Source organism: Rhodovulum viride (assembly GCF_003265965.1).
GTDB lineage: Bacteria > Pseudomonadota > Alphaproteobacteria > Rhodobacterales > Rhodobacteraceae > Rhodovulum > Rhodovulum kholense.
Map to the genome: position 1 here is coordinate 1 of NZ_MUAV01000181.1, position 472 is coordinate 472.

A 472-nucleotide genomic window follows, 5' to 3' on the forward strand; every position below is an offset into this window, starting at 1 on the left:
CAGCATCACGCCCCCGTCGCTTCGAGCGCCGCGATCAGATCGGCCAGCGCCTGCGTCTGTCGGAGCGGGGCCGCCGTCGCGTCCGACACCGCCTCGGTCCGGGCGATGTAGCGGGTGTCCACCCCTTCGCGGATCATCGTCGCGGGCTGGATCAGGTCGCTGACCGCCAGCGTGTTGAGCCAGGCAGCCCAGCTGTCATTCCATGCCGTTGCGGCTGCGTCGATCTGCGCCAGCGCCGCGCCGAAATCGGCCAGCGTCTCGGGACCGCCGAGCGAGGCCATGAAGGCCTCGGCCGCCGCGGGCTGTTTCTGGCCCTCGGCCAGGGCGGCAAGGCAGGCGAGCTTGGCCGCCCGCAGCGCCTCGATGGCGCCGTCGATCTCGCGCAGGCGCAGGTCGCCCGAGGTATCGCGGATGTAACGCAGCGCATCGGCGGCGGCGATCACCGCCTCGGCCGCGCGCGGCATGGCGGCGG

At 73.3% G+C, this 472-nt stretch carries 1 protein-coding gene; it reads right to left on the reverse strand.

Annotated elements, in window-relative coordinates:
- Positions 1-5: 5 nt before the first annotated feature.
- On the reverse strand, positions 6-472 hold a 467-nt coding region (locus tag BYZ73_RS23245), incomplete at its 5' end, for a hypothetical protein (protein ID WP_220086896.1).